We start from the raw sequence: 18,228 nt of genomic DNA, 5'->3' as shown, positions 1-18,228 counted from the left end.
TTACAAATTCTGGTGTTGCTATTACTGGGGCTCGTATGGATACAGGATCTTCGGTATCGTGCGGTTTCCTGGATAATCTTTCCGTTCCTATTGGGCGGAGGCATTCTATTGCGATTACTATCCCATGTGACTTTCGCGGATATCTGGCCGGAACTGTTGATCAATATCAGCCTGCTGCTCATTATTTTGTTACTGCTTACCCTGTATATAGGGATCAGATCCGGGCGCCTGGTCAACATCACCAAACGGCACCTCGGAAGCGGAGATCTATTGTTCTTTTTAGTACCCGCCTGTAGCCTGTCCGTGTTGAACTTTCTCTTCTTTTTTGTAAGCAGCCTTTTCTTTACCGCGCTGATCCAGTTGGTTTGGTGGACGGTAAACAAAAACAAACAAATCCCTCTGGCGGGCTTACAAGCGCTGTTCCTTATATTTTTTTTTTCCAGTGACTGGTGGCTCTTTCACCAGAATGTGACTAACGATAGCTGGCTGCTCCAATTTTATACGCCATGGATGTAAAACAATCGGAGTCCATTGTTCTGCAGACCGCAGATCTGCATATGCTTTCCCGGGAACAAGCCTGGCATTATCGTGTCCTGCCCAAACTAGCATCCGCCAGTCTTCTGGAGCTTTATTGCGATGAGCAAACGGATTTGAATGCGCTTCAGGCGGAATTAGAGATCGTATCCGGTCTGGAGATAAGCTTATTCCCGATCAGGTCGGAGGTAGTGAACAGGCTGCTATCCCAATATTATATACAAGAGTCCACGACCGCGGTCCGGGTATCGGTCAATCAGAATGCTGAGGATTTTCTGATCCAATTGATCCGAGAAGCGAAAAACCTGAAAAGCAGCGATATCCATATCGAACGCTACGAAAAAAAATGCCGTGTCAGGATCCGTATTGACGGTAATATGGTAGAGCGCCATCTCCTGAAAAATGACGATTACCCGGCCTTGATCAACAAGATCAAGATCAAAGCCGAGCTTGATATCGCTGAAAAAAGACTCCCCCAGGATGGCCGGATCAACTTCAGCTACCAACAATACCAGTTTGATATACGGGTATCGGTCCTGCCGACGCTCTATGGGGAAAAAGTGGTCCTGAGGCTACTGAATAACGATGCTACGGGCATCGAACTGGACAGCCTGGGTTTTTCCGGGACCGACCTGGCCAACTACCTGCAAGGCGCTAAAAGACCGAACGGCTTGTTGCTGATCAGTGGGCCGACCGGTTCCGGTAAGACAACCACCTTGTATGCCACCCTCAAATTATTGAACAAGGAAACCCGGAATATCCTGACGATAGAAGATCCCGTCGAGTACACACTGGAAGGGGTCAACCAGGTGCAATTGCGGGAGTCTATAGGCCTGACCTTCGCCGCCGCGCTCCGGACATTTCTGCGACAGGACCCGGATGTGATCATGGTCGGTGAGATCCGGGACCCGGAAACAGCCGGTATGGCCATCCGCGCGGCCCTTACCGGCCACCTCGTTCTATCGACAATCCATACCAATTCCGCCTGGGGTATCGTTTCCCGTCTCATCGATATGGGCATTCCGGCATTTCAGGTGGCCGACACGCTCAATACCGCTGCAGCACAAAGATTGATCCGTTTATTGTGCCCGCATTGCAAGAAACAGCAGGACTTTAGTTCTAAGCTTTACCCTGGCCAGTTCAAGCCGTACCACGAAGTTAAACAGCATTATGTAGCAGGGGGTTGCGAACACTGTTATTATACCGGCTATAAAGGCCGGAAAGCCGTTTATGAAGTTATCCCCGTTGACCTGGAACTGGCGCAGGAGATCAAGGCAGGCCACACGCAGATCGCGCGCCTGCTTAAAGACAGAGGCATACAAACGCTGGCTGAAAACGCATTCCATATCTTCAGCCAGGGCGATACCTCCCTGGAAGAAATTTATCCGCTCTTATTTAATTATTAATTCCTCTATGCACAAAACCTTTACCCGAATCCTATGGATATTGTTACTGAGCGTTAACGCCCCTGATCTATGGGCACAGGCACAGCAGGGGGACCGCATACAGGCGTTGCAATTTAAATTAGACAACGCCGCCGGATTGGTCCCTGGCCTGAACCAAAAAATCCAGCTCATGGTGACCGGGGTCTCTATACAACAGTATATCGGCGCACTATCCCGGGCTAACGACCTGAGTGTCAGCGTTGACCCATCACTAAATTTCCAGGTTAATGATACCTTCAATGGTGTTACCGCGGAGAATGTACTGCTGCTGCTCGCACAAAAATATAATCTGGATATCACGATCGTGGGCTCGATCATTTATATTAGCCCCTACCGAAACCCGGTTCCGCAAGCCAAACCTAAAGAGTTTAAGATAAGTTATGCTGCCGCTGGTGACCTGCTTTCTATGGAACTCGAGGGAGATAGTTTACCCGCCGTTGCCAAAAAAATCACCGAAATATCAGGCAAAAACATTATCGTACCCGGCGCGCTGCAAAGCAAACGGGTTACCGCATTTATCCGGGACGCACCGTTTGAGGTCGCCTTAGAAAAATTGGCTTATGGCAACGAGATCAAGATGGTCCGTACCACCGATAATTTTTACCTGTTTCAACCTTTAGGTGAGAATGAAGAACTTTATGTCAACGGTGACCATCACACCGATATCCGAAAGACCTTTCGCGCGACCGGTCCCCAGGTGCAGCCGGGGGCAAACGGTCTTTTTGTTCGCTCCGTGAGCGGGCAAAAGCTCATTTCGGTCGACGCTGTTAACGCGCCGATCCTTGACCTCGTTAAACAGGCCTCACAGGAGACCGGTAAAAGCTATTCCCTGTACTCCGATATCAAAGGCGCGATTACCATACATGTCAGCGATGTGAACTATGATACCTTTCTTGATCTTCTGTTTAAAAGTACGGAATATACATTTCACACGGAACGAGGAGTCTACCTGATCGGAGACCGTAAACTGGAGGGCTTACGTACATTTAAAGCTGTGCGGCTGCAAAACCGAACGATTGACACGGTCGTATCTATGATTCCGGCTGACTGGAAACGAGGTATGGAAATTAAGGAGTTCCGTGACCAGAATACCATTATGTTATCCGGTTCAGCTGCGCAGATCAATGAAATTGAGGCGTTTATCAAGCAACTTGATGAATTAGTACCGGTTGTACTCATTGAAGTGATTATGGTTGACGTGCGAAAAACACGTACGGTATCGACCGGGATCTCCGCAGGTGTCTCTGACAGCGTAAAAACAGGCGGTACGGTATTGTCCGGCCTGAACTATACCTTCGGATCCAAACCGCTTAATGATTTTTTAAGCAGCATGAGTAAGTTTACTTCCGTCAACCTCGGCCATGTTACTCCCAATTTTTACCTGACACTAAATGCGTTGGAGGCTAAAAATAACATAGAAATCCGTTCAACTCCCAAAATGGCTACCTTGAACGGACATTCTGCCAAACTCAACATGGGTAATAAACGCTACTATAAAAACACCACTCAGAATCTTGTCCCGTTTACCAACAGTGCGCAGACCATCTTTACGAATGTATTCCAGGAAGTGAACGCAGATTTGTCTGTAAATATCAGACCCATTGTATCCGGTAATGACCAGGTCACGCTGGGAATAACCGTCAATAATTCAGAGTTTACTGCTTTTCCGACCGACGGGTCACCACCGCCTCAGTCTAACAATAAATTCGAAACCAGCCTGCGTGTCCATAGCGACGATACCATCGTACTCGGAGGTCTGGAACGTACAGAAGCGGACGAAAATGCTTCGGGCATCCCTATACTATCCCGGATACCGGTGTTGAAATGGCTATTCAGCAGTCGCAGCAAGACAAACGCTAAAATATACACTGTATTATTTATCAAGTCTACTATAATCCGTTAAACATGTCACTGCTGGAAAGTTATTATAATATTAACCAGGCGACGGGGCTCAGTATCACGATCAGCCGCGACGGGCAGATACAGCTGGACGGATGCGGGATTCTGGTTAAAAACAACAAACTCCACCTGGAGAAAAAGATCACCGCGGTCAGTAAGATAGAAGAACTTGGAAAACGATTTGACACCAAGCTTCCGGTATCCCTGAACCTTTGCGGGAAAGGCATTCTCTACAAGCAAATGCCGGGGGTAGACGACATCGGACCGGAGGAGTTCGCGGTGCTCCTACCCCGGGCGGAAATGACCGATTTTTATGTACAGCACTTCCGTTCCGCGGATATTTCCTTTGCCGCGATCATCCGCCGTTCAGAAGCGGACGAATGGATAAGCTTACTGGACAAGCAGGGCTTCCGGGTGCTGATGCTGAGCCTGGGTCCTTTTCCGGTCCAGCATATTCTCCCGCAACTGAATATTTATAATGAAGAGGTAATTTTCAACGGTCATACCATTTCGCGGGATATATCCCTGAACTGGACAAGCGTCCGGTATCAGGAACCGGAACTCGCCCCGGCAGCTTTTCCGCTCAAAGTAGAGAACGAGCCCATCGATCAAAGACTGATCATACCTTACGCCTCGGCATTTCAACTGGTGATGGCTACCCGGCTTCATCCCAGCAAGGCATCGGCCCCAGTGCCGGATACCGCTTTTAACCAGGCAATGGAAATGAAAAAGATCCGCGTTAAAGCCTTTATTGTGCTGCTGGCCTTTTTTATCGTATTGCTCTGTAATTTCCTGGTTTTTTCCTGGCTGCAGGGGGCTAATGATACCCTATCCGGGCAGGTCAGCAGCAGCACACAAAATGCGAACCAAAAACAGCGGATGATCACCAAGATCAACAAAAAAGAACATCTGCTCCGGGACCTGGGCTGGGATGAAGGCGGCCGGAAAAGTATACGGATAGATGAGATCGCCTCGCTCTTGCCACCGGAGATCACCTGGCAGGAAGTAGCTGTCAATCCCATTGATGAGCGAAAAAGTAAAGATAAACATACGCTCAACTTTGCAGACCGCCGTATTGTGGTCAAAGGCGTATGCCCTCAGATCATCCCGGTCAATGAGTGGCTGGCCCGGATCAAAAGCCGCAAATGGGTCAAAGATGTGCAACTGGAGAGTTATGATTACAACAGTGAATTAAACACCGGGGTATTTACCCTGTTTATTACTTATTGATATGTGGAAGTATTGGCCGTTTCGAAAAGATTACCTGGTGTATACCGGTGCCGTTCTCTTGTTTTTTATTTCTTACGGGCTGGCGTTCTCCAGAACCCTGGATGAATGGCATACTTACCGCGAGCTAAACCAGGAGTTAGCGGCAAATAATGACCTCAGTTATCAGCCTGGCTACATGGAGCGCAAATCAAGGAACCTGGAGCGGGCATTAGCGCTTTACCACTCGGATACCGCATCATTTCGGAGCAATACCCTGAGCCAGATCGCTATACTGGCGGAAAAACAGCATGTCCGGTTAACCGGTGTGCCTGCTGAACAGGACATCTTTCATACCGATCGCGCCATTCTGCAAAAACTTCGTTTTACCGGAGACTTTTTTTCCCTGAACCGCTTCCTGTATGAACTGGAGTCCACCAGGGGCATTGGTCTTCCCAGATCTGTCGTCTACCGAACAGACCGAAAGGTCGCTCCTGCCGCCTCCGGCACGCCGGTTCTGGAGGTTTTATTGGAAATCAGTAAATGACCCGGGGTAACATGTTTAACGTTAGCTTATTACCCTTGTATATATTATTTTTGAATGCGATTAATTATTTGTCGGCGAATGAAACTTAAATACGTGTCCACCTGCTTATTCATCGTGCTTTTATTAACGGAAAGCCTTTCCTCCTGCAAAGAGTTTATTGAACCGTCTATCAGTAAAAGGACGGTCAAACTCAATGCACCCGCTGATAATTATCAAAGCACCAGTTATAATATTACTTTCTGGTGGGACGGTGTAGAAGACGCTTTATCCTATCGTCTCCAGGTAGTTTCTCCCAAATTTGATTCCATTGGCGTCCTGGTGCTGGACACCCTGATCCGCGGCACTAAATTCGTACAGACCCTGGATCCCGGAACCTACCAGTGGCGGGTCAGGGCGGAGAATGGGAGCACACAAACCGGATATACCGAACCCAGGAACCTGCTTATTCTGGCTTCCTCCCTAACCAATCAAATCCCCGTCCTGTCCTCCCCGGCGAATAACGCGGCGACTACACAAAGCACGGTTATTTTCAAATGGAGCAGTCTGTATAAAGCGACCAGATATCATTTGCAGATCGATACCAACAGCTTTGCCGATGAAAGCGCCCTGGTCAAAGATCAGTTGACTCCGGGTCAGCAGTTTTCATTCAAACTCCCCCGGGACCAGGTTTATCAATGGCGGGTCAGGGCGGAGAACGACTCGAGTCAGTCCAAATGGTCAGCTATTAACCAACTCAGCTATGATTCCACTCCGCCGGGGACGGTTACCCTCGTTCAGCCCCAGGATAACACCACGCTGAGCAAACCGCTCACCCTGTCCTGGAATAAAGTAAACTCAGCGGCGAGTTACAAGCTATATGTATACAAAAGCGACCAAAGCACGCCGTACAGCAGTACCTTCCCTTTGACCTTGACCGCGACCAGCTATTCCTTTAATTTGGGTAACAGTGGTGACCGGATCTATTGGCAGGTCAGCGCACTGGACGCGATCGGTAATGAAGGAAAAAGCAGCGAACTTCGGAGCTTCACATTACAATAACACGGATGAAAAGTAAAAAGATAAATTATCTGCTGGGGCTGTTGGTCGTGATCATCTGGGGATCGATCATTTACCGCGTCGTTGCCGCCCTTAATGGCGACAGCGGCCTTCCCCTCCCACAAACAAAACCCCGTGAAATTTACAATGACCATGCGCTCATCGGCGACACCGTGCACCTGCATACCGGGTACCGGGATCCCTTCGGGCAGACCAGACTCAGGGACACAGCGGGCAGCATACCTGTAAAAAAACTAGTCCTTTCCAATGTCAATATCTCCCGGCCAGCTGTCAAATCCCTGATCAACTGGGATATGATCAGCTACCGGGGCTTTATCCGTAACCCGGGGTCAAAGAAGCTGATCGCCATTATGACGATCAACGGAAAACCTGTGATGCTCGCTGAAGGAGAACGTTCGGGACCGGTTAAACTGCTCCGGAACCTCCGGGATTCCGTCAGCGTCGACTATCAGGGGCACCATAAATTTATACCGATCAATCCGGCTGCAATATGAAACAACTGCTACTCTCCATACTGCTCTTATGTTCTGCTTTAGTACGGGCGCAGCAGATACCCGGTGATGGCATCAGCCAGGTCCGTATTAATGATACGGACAGGATGATACGTGCCGGGATCTTAGCTATTTCGGCTACACCCAAAACCATTCCCGACCGTCTGTATTATTGGTACGGAAGCGGCGGGATCCACCAAACACAGGGTGGTTACAGCGGTCACCTGCTCCATGGCGTTTATGAAGAATATTTTCTCAATAAAAATCTGCGGACGCAGGGGACCTTCGCGGAAGGACTGAAAGACGGCATCTGGAAAGAATGGAACGAGACCGGAAAAATGAGCCGCCTGGTCACCTGGGCAAGGGGTGAACAAAACGGACCGTTCCAATGGTATACCACCGATGGCAAAGTCAGCACCTCAGGTTATTACAAACATGATCTATTGGATGGCCCCGTTACCTTTCATATGGGTACAGACTCCGTTAAAACCCTGCGTTATAAAAGCGGCAAAGTCCTGCCGCCGGGAAAAGGCAATATCCTGAAACGGCTGCACCTGTTCCAAAAGAAGAAAGAGTCCGCAGTAAAACCGGCGGTTTAATGATCAGCTATGCTCAAAGCCTCTTCTTTATATATGGTGATCATTATCGCGCTTGTTATCAGCCTCATTTGTTCCGCGCTGATCAGCGCGGCTTATTTTTACCGGTCGCAATACCAGCTTCATTTTCAATATGACCGGCTGATCAACAATTGCAATTCCGGTATCCAGATCCTGTTGAACAATACAGACAGCAGCTACCGGGAACCCCAGAGTTTGTCCTTCTCCGGGGCATCTACAGATTCCGTCATCCTTCAGAAATACCCCTGGGGGATATTCGACATTGGGGTCATCAAAACCTTTAGTCACCGGGACACGCTATGGCGAGTTTTCAGCATCGCCAATCAGGTAGATTCCAGCAAATGGTCTTCCATTTACCTGATCGATGAAGACCGGCCACTTTCTCTCAGCGGAAAAACAAGTATCCAGGGAGACGCACGTCTTCCGAAAGCAGGCGTTAAAACCGCCTATCTGGATAACCAGTCCTATAGCGGAGATGAGCAACTGGTCAAAGGGCATATCTATGACAGCGACCGGCAGCTACCCCCACTTGCCGGCCCGCGTCTGGAAATGATCAAGCATCTTTTCCGGGCGCCCGCAGATAACAGCGGGCGCCCGGGACCGTCAGCCGGAGCAACCCGGTCTTTCCGGCTACCCACCCGGGTGATCCGCTTAGAGGCTCAGGCCACCCTGCAAAACGCAAGCTTTAACGGAAACCTGATCTTATACTCGGATACTACGCTGACCATCGACAGTACGGTTTCTTTGGAAAATGTCATCGTTGTGGCGAAATCCATACAGGTCAAAAGCGGTTTTCATGGTCATTGTCAACTTTACGCGACCGACTCCCTCAGCGTGGGCGGCAATTGTCACTTTACTTATCCCTCCTGCCTGGCCTTAGTCAGGAACACTTCCGGCGTTACCGACCTACCTGGAAAAATAAGTCTGGGTGAACACAGCAGTCTTGCAGGACTGATCTTTACCTATGAAAAACAAAGCAGCAAACTGCCACCTGTGATCAGCCTCGCCAAAAACGCTGTCGTCTCCGGCCAGGTGTATTCACAAGGGATCCTTTCTTTAAAGGAAGGAGTAACTATTCGCGGCAGCGTCATGACCTCCCGTTTTCTTTACCAAAACAGCATCACCTCTTACGAGAACTACCTGGTCAATACCCGTATCGATATGACCGCTCTATCCCGGTATTATCTGAGCAGCAACTTAAGCCCGTCCGCTGGCGCCACCCAACACATACTGCAATGGTTAAAATAAAAATCAGGTTTCAGGGCAGGTTATCCGCTTCCAGCCTGATGGAAGCGGTCATCGCGATGGTAATTATGGTCCTGGTCTTCGGGATCGCCATGATGATCTATACGAATGTGACCCGTTTATCCCTTTCCGTCAGGAAAATCCGGGCACAGGCCATTTTGCAGGAACGCTTATATCAAACGGTTAAAAACGGCAATACCGATAACCAGCATATCCAGGTCGACGAATTCGAGATCGAGCAAAAGGTTAGCCCCTTCGGACCGGGATCGGGACTTATTCAAATTGAGCTGACCGCATTCGGTGAAAACCACCAGCAGTTAGTGCAATTACAGCAAATCATCAGCCATGCAAACGAGGCACATTAAACTTCCGGCTTTTACCATCATGGAAACTATCCTGGTCATGGTCGTTACCGCTATCCTGATCGGATTTTCCTATTCGGCTTACCTCCTCATCAGCCGCTCCTATCAATCCTTTAATACCAAAAACAAGCATATGATGACCGTGTTGCAGTTGGATAAACTGTTGAAAAAAGATTTTATACAAGCGCGGCTGATCACCCTGGAAGACCGGCATCTGATCTTTCACGGTGATAGTATGGTTACTGACTATGAATTCCGGCCGGATTATATTCTCCGGACCCGGGGGCTGACCGATACGTTTTACGTGCAAAGTACCGCTCCCGTCACCGCCTTTGAAGAGCTCCGGTCAGATAGCACCCAGACCGGACCGGATAATACCGTTGACGATCTGCAATTGACCGTATTCCTGCAAAAGCAAAAAATTCCGTATCATTACCATAAGTTATACAGTTCCGAAAACCTTTTTCAACCCAGCACCGATGCCATCCATTGATCTCAGCAGGTACGAGCGTAAAAAAAGCGCCCCTTCTTCCCCCGTCACCCGGAGGAACAGCTTTCATGACCTGATGAATAAAGACATCAGCTTCGGCAACAAAGAACTGAATGATAAAAAAAAAGAGGCCCTTTATCTTGAACTGAGCTCTCTGCTCCGGGCCGGTATTGACCTAAAAAGCAGCGTTGAACTGATCACCAGCGGACAAGAGACCGAAAAAGACAAGCAATTGTTTCAAAGTATCCAGGACAAGATACTCAAAGGCGCCCCCTTCTCCCAGGCATTACAGCAAAGCGAAAAATTTTCCGCCTATGAGGTTTTCAGTGTCGAGATCGGTGAAGAAACCGCCCAGCTGACCGAGGTGCTCGAAGATCTCGCCAACTTCTATCAGAACAAGATACAGCAGCGGCGCAGGGTAATTTCTGCGCTGACCTATCCCTGTATCGTGATGAGCACCTCTGTGGGCGCCGTTTTCTTCATGCTCAAATTCGTGGTGCCGATGTTTGGCGACGTTTTCCTGCGCTTTGGCGGGGAACTGCCCTGGATCACCCAACAGATCATCAGTCTGTCCAAAGCGATACAAACTTATTTTCTGCCGGTCCTGCTGGTCACCATGCTCTGCGGCGGATTGCTTTGGTACTTCCGTAAGCACGAGCAGTTCCGGAAAACCGCCGCCGCACTGGTTCTCCGTTTACCGGTCATCGGTAATCTGGTACAAAAAGTTTACCTGGCACGCTTTTGTAATTCCATGCGTCTGCTGCTGGGCGCCCGCATTCCCCTGCTGAGAGCCATCACGCTGAGTAAAAAGATGATCGGTTATTATCCGATCGAATCTTCACTAGGACAGGTGGAAAACGAGATCCTGAAAGGCCGTTCCTTACACGAAAGCCTGCGTGATTACAAGATCTATCCCGCTAAATTGATCATGCAACTCAAAATAGCAGAAGAAGGTAATAAACTGGACATTTTTTTTGGTCGTTTGTCTGATCAATACCTCAAAGAAGTAGAATATCAGACCGCCACACTGAACAGCGTCATGCAGCCTGTCTTCACCCTGGTATTGGGTCTTATAGTCGGTATTATCATGGTGGCCATGTACCTGCCCATGTTCCAAATGAGCAATACTTTTCAATAGCAGAGCCTCAGGCGTTTTCTTAAAACTACGTCACCATGGTGATGACTTTAGCAGGCCTTTAATGCCAATCAGGAAAGAACAGAGGATATCGTGAAGCTATTCCAGCTGTCAAAGCCGGTGTTTATGCCAACCTAACTGGCGGCCGAACTACTAACCATTTTTTGATGCAGATGAATTACGAACCTTACGATATATATTTACAAAACATTCAGAACTGCTCCAACTTCCTGGATGTAATTAAAAACTCGAATATTACAGGGTAAATTATTGGTACCGACACTTCATTCACATCAAGTAGAAACGAAAGGTAAATAAAGGAAAGGCTTGCGTAAACTACTCAACCAGGAAAAGTAAAACCAGGCTTGGATTATTGAATGACGTCTAATAAAATAAAGAAAAAATAACAAACCCCGGCGCCTTCTGTCTCTGCAGCCTTAAGTTGACAAAACAAATGACTGTTCACCTATGGTATTACCCCATAATAGTATAAAAAATTGTTCCACCATTTTACACCAGCTCGTTTGATCGGATGGCATCTCACTTAGACTACTTGGGGGCTTATTTAAAAAATGGTTATTTGGATAGCGGATTGTATATTTGGACACTTAATCCATATTCCATAATATGCTCTTTAATTCTGTTGCTTTCGCCATATTTTTGCCAATCATATTTATTTTATATTGGTTTCTAACAGGTAAAAATTTAAGAATCCAAAATGTATTACTTCTTATATCAAGCTTTTTCTTTTATTCTTATTGGGATTACAGATTTTTATTACTGCTGATACTTTCCATTTCCCTCGATTTCGTAGTTGCCAAAAAAATTCACAATGCAGAAGGACCGAAAAAGAGGTTGTGGTTTTTAACCAGTATAATTTTCAATTTGGCGATATTATTCTTTTTTAAATATTTCAACTTTTTCATTGAATCCTTTTCTTCCGCGTTTGGGACTATTGGAATTCCAATTAATGTGAGTATTCTAAATTTGATATTACCACTGGGTATTTCCTTTTACACCTTTCATGAATTATCCTATATAACAGATATTTACAGAGAAAAAGTTAAACCAGTAGAAAACTATGTTGACTATGCACTTTTTGTAAGCTTTTTCCCTTTACTGGTGGCTGGCCCTATTGAAAGGGCTACTCATTTATTGCCGCAGATTCAAAAAAAAAGATATTTTAATTACAGCCAAGCTGTTAACGGCTTAAGGCAATTACTTTGGGGCTACTTCAAAAAAGTAGTGATAGCGGATAATTGTGCTGAAGTAGTGAATTCAATTTTTAATAATACTTCTACATCACATACAGGCAGCGCTTACTTTATAGGCGCAGTTTTCTTTTCATTTCAAATATATTGTGATTTTTCCGGATATTCAGATATCGCCCTGGGAACTGCCAGACTGTTTGGGTTTGAATTATTAAAGAATTTTAATTATCCATATTTCTCCCGTGATATCGCTGAGTTTTGGAGACGATGGCACATATCATTAACCACTTGGTTTAGAGACTATGTTTATATTCCGCTAGGAGGAAACAAAGGAAGTACCTGGATAAGAGTTAGAAATACATTTTTAATTTTTTTAATTAGTGGTTTTTGGCACGGCGCGAATTGGACTTTTATTGTTTGGGGACTTTTAAACGCTGTATATTTTTTACCATTATTGTTGCTCAAAAAAAATCGAAGCAATTTGGAAATAGTTGCCAAAGGCCGTAATTTCCCCACGCTTAAAGAGACCTTAAGTATTATTATAACCTTCATTTTGACAACCTTAGCTTGGATTTTTTTCAGAGCCGAAAATATGACCGCGGCGATATCCTATATTTCTGCGATTTTTTCACCATCATTAATTACCCTCCCACATCTTGCTTCATTTACATTTAATATTTATGCGCTGGATGTGTTGATATTATTATTCTTATTAATAGAGTGGGCGGGCCGCGAACAAAACTTCGCGTTAGAAACACTTTTTGTTAAATCCAAACGATTTATCAGGTGGCCATTTTATATAATAATTATTATAACTATCGCTATTTGGAGTAAGGATCAACAACAGCAATTTATATATTTTCATTTCTAAAGTTGATTATGAAATCATTTATCCGCAGTGTCGCAATTTTTATTTTTTTACTTGTTTCTTTTAATATTTTAGGGATACTTGTTATTCCACCAACAGCTTACGTCTCTAATTCCTTATTATCTGGTAAAATAAAAAAAGATTCTTTATTGAGAAATACGCCCTCTCCAAGAGTGATACTCATAGGAGGCTCGAACGTTAGTTTTGGTATAGATAGTTATACAATAAAAGATTCGCTAAAAATAACACCTGTTAATACTGCAATACATGCAGGTATTGGATTGATGTATATGCTATCGCACACTATTCCTTTTGTAAAAAAAGGCGATATTGTTATCATCTCTCCAGAATATGAACAGTATTATGGTAATCTTTTTTTGGGGAGTGACGAGCTCGTCAGAACCATTTTTGACGTTTCAAAAAGCGATTACAAATATTTAACTTTTGACCAATGGGTACATTTAACCCCATATATTATCCAATATGGCTATTCAAAATATAATTTAAGAAATTTGTATTTCAAGCGAATACCTATTTATTCACCGTCAGACTCAGTTTATTTAAAAAGTTCATTTGATAAGTTTGGCGATGCTACGGTTCATTGGAAGTTAAAAGGCATAACCGTTCCACCCGAGGATATTAAAAATAAAGGCGACCAATTTAATTTTGATGTTATAAAACAATTGAAAGCATTTCAAGCCGCTGCTCAGCAAAAAGGAGCAATAGTTTATATTACCTATCCTGGCCTTCAGTCAAGCTCATTTGCGAAAAGCGTTGGACAAATAAATCAAGTTTCATATGAATTGAAAAAGGCGAATTTTAAATTGCTGGGAAACCCCTATCAATATAGAATACCCGACTCGCTATGCTTTGATACCAAGTATCACCTCATTAAAAAGGGGGTAGATATGAGAACCAAATTATTGATTCATGACCTAAAATCAAGTTTGGCATATAATAAATAGGACCTATGCAATGATGATAATTATATTTTTTATCTGAATAAATTATAAAAAATTTTCATCAAGCTTATCCTTAATGATCCTGGTGATTATCCCATCCGCGTTTACCGGCCAACCCCGCCCAAGATGCTTTTCCCCACGAGTGCAGTCCGTTATGATGATAATTTAACTAATCGGAACAGAAATCCCCCCGCCTTCGGCATTTCCAAGATTTATGGCGATATCTGGAACCCCGGTATACAAATTAACGGGATCAATCCATATTTACCGAGTGCCGCTGCGTTTGGTGACGGGCCGATCAAATCTGTTCGGAGAGATACCGCCGATGGCGACATGTGATAATCAGCGTCAATAGTAAGAGGTATAAGTATTTCATTTTTTTAGCATGAGCCCTTCAATCTCGTTTTCTTTTTCTGTGTGTTCTGTGATTGGAGCGGCATCCCGCCTTATCATGACAATCAGCCAAATTAGTGGGACATCATGGTCGGCTCAAAGTTCAGTATGCGCAGCCATTCGGTAAAGCCAGCATGTAAACGGGTGTAGGTACGGTTCATGTGTTAGTTTGCTAAATTGTGTGCCCTCTTGTTTTATAGGCTTATTGGGTTACTGACTTCTTCTTGCTGGCTTTCTGCACTTTTTGTAACCCATCGCTGGTTTGGGTTACTGTTGGGTTACGGGCTACTGAATTGATCGTTTCCAGTATAGTCTTGACCATTTGCCGGGTATCATTGGTTAGGGATTCAAGGTCATTCCAGCTGTTTACCTTATACTCAAAGCCTTTGTAGCTGCTGCCACGTACTATTTTGATGTAACCCATCAGTTCCAGTACATATAGGTAACGTTGCATACTACTAGGTGTTATCCGAAGCATGGAGCGGATATCTTTGCTATAAAAGCTTTCGGTATGGTTTTGCTTTAACCAGGTCTTTAGCTTCTCAAAGAAAGTACGGCAAGCATCGTTCAGTTCAACACTCTTTTTGAGCAGGGTTGTTTCCAGCAGTGAAAAGGCCACCTCGATATCTTCAATCGTAGTTTCCACGTACTGCTTACCGGTAGTAGTATCGGTTTGCAGTTCCCGCTGGTACTGGTGGTAGAACGTTATGGTTTCGGTGAACAAAAGCAGCAGCAGCATGGTACGCCTGGGCTTAAAGATGGCCTCCGGCAATTGCAGGTAGGTGGCGAACGGGTTTTTAACGCTGACGGGTTGCAAAAGCCGCTGCACGTTCTTCAGCTGTTCGCGCACGTTGCGCTCGGCCTGCTGATCCACAAGCCCGGCGCTTTGCCTGCGCTGGTAGTCCATGATCTTTTTATCCTGTTCCGGGCTGCCGTCCGTGTACAGCAGGATACAGCGGTTGGCGTTATCTTCGTAAAGCTGTTCACGGGTGGTACACCCGCTTACACATACCGGGCCTTCGACATTAAGCGTAACCGTTTTCAGGTTACCCTTGCTGTCTTTCAGGGTCACCGTCTTACTGATCCGGCGCTTGCTTTGCAGTTCCCGGAGCGGGTACAGCACGTTATCGGCACCGTCCATATCCTCGATTAGCAATAACTTATTCTTCAATTCATCTTTACCAAAGTAGTAAAAGGCATTCATGGACAGCATAGTGATCTCCAGTTTGTCTTCTTCAGGGATCAATTCGCTGACCCTTTCCTGCAGCCAGGTCTTGCCGGTACCGGATGGCCCCAGGCACATCAGGTGCAATGGTGTATTCCGTTTTCTCGATGTATAGACCAGGTAGGCGATCAGACTATTAACTTCCTCGCCGACAATACCGCTGGCCGAGATCGCCTGCCGGGTCCGTCCGAGCAGGCCGGGCGCTTTGAGGTATTGCAGGGCAATTTTCCGCTCGGCCTCGGTGAGCTGCTTCTTTTCTGCCTGTTTTGACTTCATGGCTTCCAGCCGCTCAGTCCGGTAATCTTCCAGGGCAGCAGTCAGGCGGCTGATCACCCCGGCCAGTTCAGCCGCAGCCACATCCAGCGCATCACCGGCTTTCTCTATCAGCTGTTCGGTGTGAACGCTGTTGTACAAGTCAAGGTTGTGGCGGAAAGCCCTGTTGGTATTGCCACCGCAGACTATCTTTAATATTACTTTTAAGCGGTCGAAGCCGGTCAGTTTGATGCCCCCCAGGACGGTAATGTGCAGTTTACCATCAATGTATAACAATAGTTCAGGATTTTCTACAATAAGCTTAGATACTATATTCATTGGAAATGATGTTGTATACTACTTTTTTATTTTGCAATAATAAGTATGGTGCTTGTATAAACGCAAATGATACCCATTTGTATTTTACCACGTACTTTATGTATCATTCTTAGTATTTTTGATGTGATAGGAACAAGGAATAATGAGTTTAGGAACCCGGATCAAGGAGTTACGTACGCAAAAAAGATTGAAACAGGCAGAGCTTGCCGAAATCGCCGGCCTGAACTCTTATGTACAGATCGGCCGATATGAAATAGGCAAAGCTAAACCCGCAGCAGATATGCTTTCCAAGCTGGCCAAAGCGCTGGACACCACTACCGATTACCTGGTAAATGATGATGTGAACGATGCATCCGTAACAGCGCAATTGACCGACCGGGAACTGCTTAAACAGTTTAAAGAAGTGGAGTTATTTAGCCCGGAGGACAAGCACCTTGTGAAGACTTTTATTGATGCCTTTATTACTAAAAGGCATATCCAGGAATTAGCTAAGTAAGGCTATTTAACAAACAAAACCCCCTTTGCAGGGGCTTTTGTCGTTTTATATATAACTGATAATAAGGCCATAATCTACTCTTTTTTGTAGTCTGTATCAAAAAAGCTTATACTCTCTCGGATTTTTTTAAAAGGATATTCTCTGATGCTTAGAGTAGCAGCAGTTAAGTTTTTTATCACATGCAATTCAGGCTTGTGTGTTCCAACAACAATTTTAAGAATAGAATCTTTTACAAGACAATATTTGAACTTGTACGTTGTTTGAGTTGAATCCATTCGTCTTAAACCAGAACCATCTCCATTAAAGACCATCATAACATCTCCAACCTCCTTGCTTTTATAAACCCATTTTCCAATGATAAGCTTTTTATAAGTCTTGTGTATACTCTGCTTCTTATGTTGGAATGAACTGCTTATAAAACAGATCATAACTAACAGGGAAATGAAAAGCAATTTATTGCCCTGTCGCTGTAAGTTTCTTTTTAACATCTTCTCTTTTCTGAACTGTAATATCAATATTTGTTCCTGTACCTGCCTTTTTATTGGCGTCTAATCTTTGATTTATATCTGCGCCGACTGCATTAATGGTTTTATTACCTGCTACACATGTAAAACATCCTTCGGAGCCCGTTGTTCGACCTTCACCACTTAAGTTTGTATAGTTTCCACCTACATGTATAGATACACCTTTCGCTACATCTGGCTTTGTTCTGAGTGCGCCGGGCATTGGCTCTGCTGCAAGTCCTCTTGAGCCATCCTTATTTGTTAACACAATTGCCGGAAAACCTGTGTCTTTTGGATAATCATTAACCATAATACCGTTATATGAACCTTCAGATGTTTTAGGCTCAAAGGCAGTATTATTTACATTGTAACTTCCTTCAGAGCCTTTGTCGCCAAAGTTTAATATAGGAGCGTCTCTTGTAACTGTATATGTTGAAACCTTGTCGGTTGCATCATCTGTAATAGTCATTTGGTATGTTGGAACTGACATAGTGAAACCATAAGGCTGTTTAACACTCTCGCTGCCGATCACTCGAATTTGCGTAGATCCAACTGGCTTATCGCTGATTGTTATATGAATATCAGCCGGAGCCATTCCCCCTACATCGAAAATCCGTATAGGATTATTCAATCCATAATTATAGGGCGACCAAGATTGATACTTGTCTGCCAGCGGATCAACACTCGTCCACCTGGCAATCACCGGATCATAGAACCTCGCACCGTAGTCATATAAACCCAGGTTCTCCTGCAGCTCCTTCTTATTGTAAAGATACTCATTTTTTGGACTGGCCACACTCGTGCTGATCTCCATCCCGAAAGCATAGTAATCATCTACCTGTACCTGCCTGGCTGTCCCCGTGCCTGTATCAAAGTTTACCCGGCTATTGCCCAGGTGATCGGTTAACGTGTATTCATAGTTGTAACTTGCCGCGTCTTTAGGCAATGCCCT

Annotated in this window: 18 protein-coding genes; 15 read left to right on the top strand and 3 right to left on the bottom strand. The window is 45.4% G+C overall.

All coding sequences use genetic code 11. The features are described 5' to 3' along the window. Positions 1-12: 12 nt before the first annotated feature. The 14 genes from FHW89_RS27185 (at position 13) to FHW89_RS27120 (ending at position 14,071) form a co-directional block, all read left to right on the top strand. The gene (locus tag FHW89_RS27185; RefSeq protein WP_172338195.1) at positions 13-516 is read left to right on the top strand and encodes a hypothetical protein; all 504 of its coding nucleotides are present in this window, start codon (positions 13-15) and stop codon (positions 514-516) included. Continuing rightward, positions 507-1,940: a GspE/PulE family protein gene (locus tag FHW89_RS27180; protein ID WP_172338194.1), complete on the top strand. Its 1,434-nt coding sequence runs from the start codon at positions 507-509 to the stop codon at positions 1,938-1,940. Before FHW89_RS27185 ends, FHW89_RS27180 begins: the two co-directional genes overlap by 10 nt. 7 nt (positions 1,941-1,947) lie before the next feature. After that, the gene (locus FHW89_RS27175) at positions 1,948-3,882 is read left to right on the top strand and encodes a type II secretion system protein GspD (RefSeq protein ID WP_172338193.1); all 1,935 of its coding nucleotides are present in this window, start codon (positions 1,948-1,950) and stop codon (positions 3,880-3,882) included. A gap of 2 nt (positions 3,883-3,884) precedes the next feature. Next, positions 3,885-5,108: a hypothetical protein gene (locus tag FHW89_RS27170; RefSeq protein ID WP_172338192.1), complete on the top strand. Its 1,224-nt coding sequence runs from the start codon at positions 3,885-3,887 to the stop codon at positions 5,106-5,108. 1 nt (position 5,109) lies between these two features. Continuing rightward, positions 5,110-5,631 (top strand): hypothetical protein, encoded by a 522-nt coding sequence (locus FHW89_RS27165; protein ID WP_172338191.1) that lies wholly within the window; start codon positions 5,110-5,112, stop codon positions 5,629-5,631. 78 nt (positions 5,632-5,709) lie between these two features. Further along, complete coding sequence (locus FHW89_RS27160) at positions 5,710-6,669, top strand: hypothetical protein (RefSeq protein WP_172338190.1); 960 nt, start codon at positions 5,710-5,712, stop codon at positions 6,667-6,669. A gap of 5 nt (positions 6,670-6,674) precedes the next feature. Next, entirely contained in the window at positions 6,675-7,181 is a 507-nt protein-coding gene (locus tag FHW89_RS27155; RefSeq protein ID WP_172338189.1) for a hypothetical protein, read from the top strand. Further along, positions 7,178-7,777, top strand: coding sequence for a toxin-antitoxin system YwqK family antitoxin (locus FHW89_RS27150; protein WP_172338188.1), 600 nt, complete (start codon positions 7,178-7,180; stop codon positions 7,775-7,777). The genes FHW89_RS27155 and FHW89_RS27150 overlap by 4 nt, the downstream gene beginning before the upstream one ends. Positions 7,778-7,786: 9 nt before the next feature. Then, on the top strand, positions 7,787-9,043 hold the full coding sequence (locus FHW89_RS27145; protein ID WP_172338187.1) for a hypothetical protein: 1,257 nt from the start codon (positions 7,787-7,789) through the stop codon (positions 9,041-9,043). After that, the gene (locus FHW89_RS27140) at positions 9,031-9,405 is read left to right on the top strand and encodes a hypothetical protein (RefSeq protein WP_172338186.1); all 375 of its coding nucleotides are present in this window, start codon (positions 9,031-9,033) and stop codon (positions 9,403-9,405) included. The genes FHW89_RS27145 and FHW89_RS27140 overlap by 13 nt, the downstream gene beginning before the upstream one ends. After that, positions 9,386-9,895: a hypothetical protein gene (locus FHW89_RS27135; protein WP_172338185.1), complete on the top strand. Its 510-nt coding sequence runs from the start codon at positions 9,386-9,388 to the stop codon at positions 9,893-9,895. Before FHW89_RS27140 ends, FHW89_RS27135 begins: the two co-directional genes overlap by 20 nt. Next, complete coding sequence (locus FHW89_RS27130; RefSeq protein WP_172338184.1) at positions 9,882-11,030, top strand: type II secretion system F family protein; 1,149 nt, start codon at positions 9,882-9,884, stop codon at positions 11,028-11,030. The genes FHW89_RS27135 and FHW89_RS27130 overlap by 14 nt, the downstream gene beginning before the upstream one ends. 624 nt (positions 11,031-11,654) lie before the next feature. After that, complete coding sequence (locus tag FHW89_RS27125) at positions 11,655-13,109, top strand: MBOAT family protein (protein ID WP_172338183.1); 1,455 nt, start codon at positions 11,655-11,657, stop codon at positions 13,107-13,109. 8 nt (positions 13,110-13,117) lie between these two features. Further along, the gene (locus tag FHW89_RS27120; protein ID WP_172338182.1) at positions 13,118-14,071 is read left to right on the top strand and encodes a hypothetical protein; all 954 of its coding nucleotides are present in this window, start codon (positions 13,118-13,120) and stop codon (positions 14,069-14,071) included. Positions 14,072-14,663: 592 nt separating this feature from the next. Here FHW89_RS27120 and FHW89_RS27115 read toward each other — a convergent pair. Further along, positions 14,664-16,277, bottom strand: coding sequence for a hypothetical protein (locus FHW89_RS27115; protein WP_172338181.1), 1,614 nt, complete (start codon positions 16,275-16,277; stop codon positions 14,664-14,666). A gap of 142 nt (positions 16,278-16,419) precedes the next feature. Here FHW89_RS27115 and FHW89_RS27110 point away from each other — a divergent pair, with 142 nt between their 5' ends. Next, on the top strand, positions 16,420-16,773 hold the full coding sequence (locus FHW89_RS27110) for a helix-turn-helix domain-containing protein (RefSeq protein ID WP_172338180.1): 354 nt from the start codon (positions 16,420-16,422) through the stop codon (positions 16,771-16,773). Between the two features lie 74 nt (positions 16,774-16,847). Here the strand turns inward: FHW89_RS27110 and FHW89_RS27105 are convergent, their stop codons facing one another. Next, positions 16,848-17,261 carry a hypothetical protein gene (locus tag FHW89_RS27105; protein WP_172338179.1) on the bottom strand — a complete coding sequence of 138 codons (414 nt, stop codon included), beginning with the start codon at positions 17,259-17,261 and terminating at the stop codon, positions 16,848-16,850. After that, positions 17,227-18,228: RHS repeat-associated core domain-containing protein (locus FHW89_RS27100; RefSeq protein WP_172338178.1), on the bottom strand; the 1,002-nt coding region annotated here is incomplete at its 5' end. The genes FHW89_RS27100 and FHW89_RS27105, both read right to left, overlap by 35 nt.

Source organism: Mucilaginibacter sp. SG564 (assembly GCF_013149275.1).
In the GTDB taxonomy this organism is placed as follows: domain Bacteria; phylum Bacteroidota; class Bacteroidia; order Sphingobacteriales; family Sphingobacteriaceae; genus Mucilaginibacter.
The sequence above is the reverse complement of the archived record's forward strand: the minus strand, read 5'-3'. Positions and strand labels throughout refer to the sequence as shown.